The following is a 5,484-nucleotide window of genomic DNA, read 5'->3' as shown; positions in this document are numbered from 1 at the left end:
AGAGACACGGCCGCTTTGTGGCGTCAAGGCCGGACCGGCAAAACATCTGGGTATTGGTATGAGGAACAATTGCTGGTTGGTTTCGTTCTTGGCACCCTGTACTGTACACAATAAAGGCTGCTAATTTAATTAAAATCTACATTGTAGAATTTATACAAAAATGGGAGGGAAACAAGAATGAATAAAGTAAATTTTGATTTTCTTGATGGGAAGGATTATTTAAGACCCGCTACCGATCAACAGCCGGCTGTCGAAGGTGCCAGACCTGCCGACTGGGCAGAGTTCGTTCCAGAGCTTGGCGTGGGTGTCGGTGATTATGTTGTGACCAAACGCCAATGGGGAGCTTTTTTCGCTTGCTTATGTTTATTTAATTTGCTAATATAACTGACGAACGTTCGTTAGATTTGAGGTGATTTTATTGAAAAGCGATGAAATTAAGGAGGCAGCTCTAAAATATTTCACAATTCATGGTTATGAAGGAGCATCCCTTTCTCTAATAGCTGAAGAAGTCGGCATGAAAAAGCAATCCATTTACGCCCATTTCAAAGGAAAGGATGATCTTTTTCTGCAAGTTTTACGTGATGCGAAAGAGAGTGAGTTATTTTCAAAACTTCAATATTTCAGTAAAACTGATTCGCAAAATCCTGAAAAAGATTTGTACGGATTTCTACAATTGGTAATCGATCTTTTCCAAAAAAATGAGCAGTTAAAATTTTGGCTACGTATGTCTTTTTTTCCGCCAGCACATCTTGCAAAAGCAATCGAAAAGGAAGTAATCGATATCGAGGAGAAGGTGCAGGCGATGCTGGAAAGTAAATTTCAGGATTGGATCGATGCTGGAGTAATAGTCGGAGATGTAGCAAAAACGCCAACCTTTGCCTTTTTAGGAGTAGTCGATTCCATTATGCAGGAGCTTGTATACGGTAATGATGAGAAGCGGCTGAAGGATAAATTGGAAGCCTCCTGGACAGTATTTTGGAGAGGGATTTCACATCAATGATTTTTATGGAGAGGGGTGTTGATACATGAAGAAAACAATAAAAGAACAAAATGCGGCATTAATTATTCTTCTAAGTAATGTATTTATTGCATTTCTAGGAATTGGTCTCATCATCCCCGTTATGCCATCTTTTATGGATATCATGCATTTATCAGGAAAAACGATGGGCTATCTTGTTGCTGTATTTGCGGTGGCGCAATTGCTTATGTCACCGCTCGCAGGGCGTTGGGTTGACCGTTACGGCAGAAAGAAAATGATCATAATCGGCCTATTCCTTTTTGGTATTTCAGAACTTATCTTTGGTTTAGGCACGAATGTATTGATGCTTTATATATCAAGGATTCTAGGGGGGATTAGTGCCGCCTTTATTATGCCAGGTGTTACCGCGTATGTTGCAGATATTACATCAATTCAGGAGCGGCCAAGAGCCATGGGCTATATTTCTGCTGCCATTAGCACGGGTTTTATTATAGGGCCTGGCATCGGCGGCTTTATTGCAGAATACGGTGTACGCATGCCCTTCTTCTTTGCGGCAGCCGTTGCTTTTTTAGCGTGCCTTTCATCAATATTTATTTTAAAAGAGCCGCTAACAAAGGAGCAGCTTGCAGAAATTTCTGCTAATACAAAGCAAACAAATTTTATAAGCGATTTAAAAAGATCACTTAATTCGCTTTACTTTATTGCATTTATTATTGTATTTGTACTCGCTTTTGGTTTATCAGCATATGAAACTGTTTTTAGCCTATTTTCTGATCATAAATTTGGATTCACGCCGAAGGATATTGCAACCATTATTACAATAAGCTCAATTTTCGGCGTTGTTGTGCAAGTATTTATGTTTGGAAAAATGGTAGATATACTCGGTGAAAAGAAACTAATTCAACTATGTTTGATTACAGGTGCAATATTGGCGGTAGCATCCACCGTGATCTCTAGCTTTTTGGCAGTGCTAGTGGTAACTTGCTTCATCTTCCTCGCATTTGACTTGCTTCGCCCGGCATTGACAACATTTTTATCAAAAGCTGCTGGGAAAGAGCAAGGATTTGTTGCTGGAATGAACTCAACCTATACGAGCTTAGGTAATATTGTCGGGCCGGCGATGGGCGGAATACTATTTGACGTAAACATCCACTACCCTTATCTTTTCGCTGCTGTCATTATGGTCATTGGCCTCGGTATTACAGTCATGTGGCAAGAAAAACAATTTGCAGAAAGGTTGGCAGAATAAAAAACCAAACCGATTTTTCCTACGCTAGGAAAAATCGGTTTTTTCATGATTTGCGGACAGGACACTCGTGACTTCAGTCGTGAGTAATTGACTCCGCAAATCCCCTTAGTGCGAATTTTATGTAAAAATGTTGACTGAACTACATCGCTATCAAGTATACGGAGATACCTAATTTGAGTTATGTCCTATTTTTTACCATATCTAACATATCTTTTAGTACATTAACAACAATTTGTGGTTGATCGATGTGGATTACATGTCCAGCATCTTCAACAATAATATGTTTTTTATTAGTTGACAAGCTAGCGAGTTCTCTTTGAAATTTCATCCAGGCAGCCATAGACTTTGCTGTATGGAAAGGCTGCAAACCGCCTGTTGCGACAATAAGTGGAATGCTTCCAAGAGATTTGGAAGCACGAACTTGTTCTAAGCTTTCTTCAACCTCATTAAGAGAGCCTTCCAAAGTGAATTGATTATAATAATTTTCCCGTACTTCTTTTGTAAATAAAGAAGGCAGTATTTTATTTTGATCCTCATGACATGAATCTAAGAGGACCACTCCTGCAACTTCCTCTGGATATGTACTTGCAAATAATCTTACATTTAATCCTCCGAACGAGTGTCCGACTAACACATATGGAGATTTTACACCTGCTTTTTTAAGTAATATACGTAAGTTCTCAACACTTTGCTGACTATGTCGAGGTCTGTCATCCCATTCACTTTTGCCAATACCAGCTCTGTCATAAATAAACATCTTTGAGAACTTTGAAACGTCATCTTTAATCGGATTCCAGTTTTCTAATGTGAATCCATATCCAGAATCAAAAACTAGAGTAGGACCTTCATTATTTTTACCTAACAATTCATAGTATAATTCAATACCACCAATATCTAGTTTTTGTCCTATTTTATTTTCGATAGCTTTACTCATATCTAATCCTCCATTTTTCATTTTTGTATAAAAAGAAAATAGAATTCACTTGACGTAGTAACAAAAGTTCAGGTGGTTGGAAGGGGGAGATTCGGAAAAAAGAAGAGGGTGGATCCGCCCACCGCCCTGCTTTTTTCCTTGCCCCTTACCACAAGCATGTGTCGATTTATCAAATCAGATGCATATAACCCTCCCTGTCATTCTTCTAAGTTTTAATCTGATAAGTTCAATTTAATTGAACTTATCGTAACATGCACTTATTTCCTTTTCAAGCTAAAGTTTAATATAATTAAACTACTTTATTAAAATAAAAAGGATGTTGAAAATGAATGAACTCGGAAAACGAATAAATAAATTAAGAATAGAAAGAGGTATGACGCTAGTAGAACTAGCAGGTGACAAAATGACGAAGGGAATGTTAAGTATGATTGAAAATGGGCGTGCAAACCCTTCGATGGAGAGTTTAAAATTTATTGCACGTCAGCTGGGCTGTGATCCTCATTATTTGTTGGAGAGCCATACACCTGATGAGCTAAAGTACTTATTTAGTCAGGTAGAGGCAGCGTTTGAAAAAAATAATGATAAACAGATAATTAATTTGACACAAGATATGTTTGACCAGCAGCTTCCAACTTCGTTTGAGTCTGCCAGGATATTAGAAATTGCTGGCCGAACGGTTATTAAGACCGACCGAAAACAAGGAGAAAGGCTGATAGAACGAGCGATAGCAATCTATGAGCAGTTATCCCTTTTTAGTCACTGCGTAGCTGCTAAAGTACACATAGTAAAAAAACGTGCAAAAGACGGTAATTACCATGATGCGCTTATATTGTTGCGAAGTGTACAAAAAGAGTATCGTGAAAAAGCGACAGTAATTGATATCGCAGTTGAAGTAGAAGCGAATTACGTTGAAGTGGTCATACTCTTCGGGATAGGTGACTATAAATCGGGAAGGAGTAAGCTTAATGAATTGATCGAACTATCCAGGAGAAAAGGGATTTTTTATAAGATGGATGATATTTTTCGAATTGCAGCGTTCCAGGCCCTTCTTCGTAATAATGAGAATGATTATGCTTATTTTATAAAGAAGTCAGAGCAGTTTGCTGTTTTTAGTGAAAATGATGAATCGCTGGCGTTTACGTTGTTACTTCAAGCTCATTATCATAATCAAATATCAAAGGATTATGGACAAGCCCTTTTTTACTTGGATGAGTTTGCTACATTAGTAAAGGGTGAGCTTGGAAGTGACTATTACTATCTTGAAAAAGGTAAAGCACTGCTAGGAAAAGGGCAGGTGGAAGAGGCTCTAAAAGAGTTTGAGCAATTTAAGATGCCGAATACAACTAGCTACCCGCTTGAATTATCTATCCTCTATACTGTAGATGCGTATAGGGCAAATTGCCTCTTGCAATTAGGAAGGGTAAAGGAAGCGCTTATATATGCAGTGAAAGCAGCTAACAATATAGGTTCGCTACCCCAAACCCCTTATCAAGATTTTATAAAAAATACCTTAGAGCTAGTGAAGAAAAAATCAATAGCTTACTAGGAAAGTGAAAAAGAGACTGTCCGTTTCCAGCCGATTGCTTTTGAACAATGAAAATCGGCCCCTACGACTTCTTAGCATTTATAGATATGGCTTTGCGATCTAAACTGTAACTATATACCAAGGGTGTTGATTATCCAGTATGATCCAGAGCAGCAATCCTGTGATTAGGCCATCATAGTATTAAACTGATGTACTTTTCATATACATCAGTTTTTTTATTGACTGAGGAATAATTAAGTATCATAAGAAATTGTATGAATCCGTTCATTACCATGAGTTAAGAGCAAGGTAGCCTTCATTTGCCATTCGAACTATTGCAAGGGGAAATCATCCTATATATAACAGGATTTTTTAAGAACTATTTACTTATTATTCATGTTTATAAGACCTTATCATTCCATAAACAGGAATAAAGATGGTATCATTATATTTCGAGAATAAAAAGCTACTTATAGAAAGTAAGGAGAGAAATATGAATAAAAGAGAGAACCTTTTATACTTAAGTGTTGAAAAACCTTATGCATCAGCCGATACAGTAAAAAAGGCATGAGGCAAACCATATCAAGAAGATACTTATGCCAATGGTAAGGCTTATCGGTTAATTTATTTAACAGGCAATCAATATGTATTTATTGATGGTAATAGACGAAGTGCAGTTAAAGGTGTTCATCCAGTTCACTTCATCTGATATAAGAAGAGTGAATATTAAAAATCAAATTAATTGCTTTCCGTTATAAGGAAACTATATAGAAATCACTTGACGTAGTAACAAAAGT

Annotated in this window: 4 protein-coding genes and 1 pseudogene; 4 read left to right on the top strand and 1 reads right to left on the bottom strand. The window is 37.3% G+C overall.

Features of this window, described 5'->3' with window-relative positions; translation table 11 throughout:
- Positions 1-186: 186 nt before the first annotated feature.
- From HMPREF0083_RS03070 to HMPREF0083_RS03060, 3 genes and pseudogenes are all read left to right on the top strand, one after another.
- Positions 187-351 (top strand): annotated as a pseudogene (locus HMPREF0083_RS03070) (isochorismatase); the annotation flags it as partial.
- Positions 352-418: 67 nt separating this feature from the next.
- Positions 419-1,000, top strand: coding sequence for a TetR/AcrR family transcriptional regulator (locus HMPREF0083_RS03065; protein WP_040301311.1), 582 nt, complete (start codon positions 419-421; stop codon positions 998-1,000).
- Positions 1,001-1,025: 25 nt separating this feature from the next.
- Positions 1,026-2,228, top strand: coding sequence for an MFS transporter (locus HMPREF0083_RS03060; RefSeq protein ID WP_021619550.1), 1,203 nt, complete (start codon positions 1,026-1,028; stop codon positions 2,226-2,228).
- 178 nt (positions 2,229-2,406) lie between these two features.
- Here HMPREF0083_RS03060 and HMPREF0083_RS03055 read toward each other — a convergent pair whose 3' ends face one another.
- Positions 2,407-3,162 carry an alpha/beta fold hydrolase gene (locus tag HMPREF0083_RS03055; protein WP_040301310.1) on the bottom strand — a complete coding sequence of 252 codons (756 nt, stop codon included), beginning with the start codon at positions 3,160-3,162 and terminating at the stop codon, positions 2,407-2,409.
- Positions 3,163-3,487: 325 nt separating this feature from the next.
- On the opposite strand from HMPREF0083_RS03055, the gene HMPREF0083_RS03050 reads away from it, so the two are divergent.
- A complete protein-coding gene (locus tag HMPREF0083_RS03050) occupies positions 3,488-4,708 on the top strand; it encodes a helix-turn-helix domain-containing protein (protein WP_240961261.1) in 1,221 nt (406 codons plus the stop codon).
- Positions 4,709-5,484 lie beyond the last annotated feature (776 nt).

Origin of the sequence: Aneurinibacillus aneurinilyticus ATCC 12856 (assembly GCF_000466385.1) — a bacterium.
Taxonomy (GTDB): Bacteria; Bacillota; Bacilli; order Aneurinibacillales; family Aneurinibacillaceae; genus Aneurinibacillus; species Aneurinibacillus aneurinilyticus.
Note: the sequence above shows the minus strand (reverse complement) of the source record. Positions and strands in the feature narration are given on the sequence as shown.

Coding starts and splice junctions, on each gene's coding strand:
- HMPREF0083_RS03060 (WP_021619550.1), top strand. CDS start 1,026: ATGAAGAAAACAATAAAAGAACAAAATGCGGCATTAATTATTCTTCTA.
- HMPREF0083_RS03055 (WP_040301310.1), bottom strand. CDS start 3,162: ATGAGTAAAGCTATCGAAAATAAAATAGGACAAAAACTAGATATTGGT.
- HMPREF0083_RS03050 (WP_240961261.1), top strand. CDS start 3,488: ATGAATGAACTCGGAAAACGAATAAATAAATTAAGAATAGAAAGAGGT.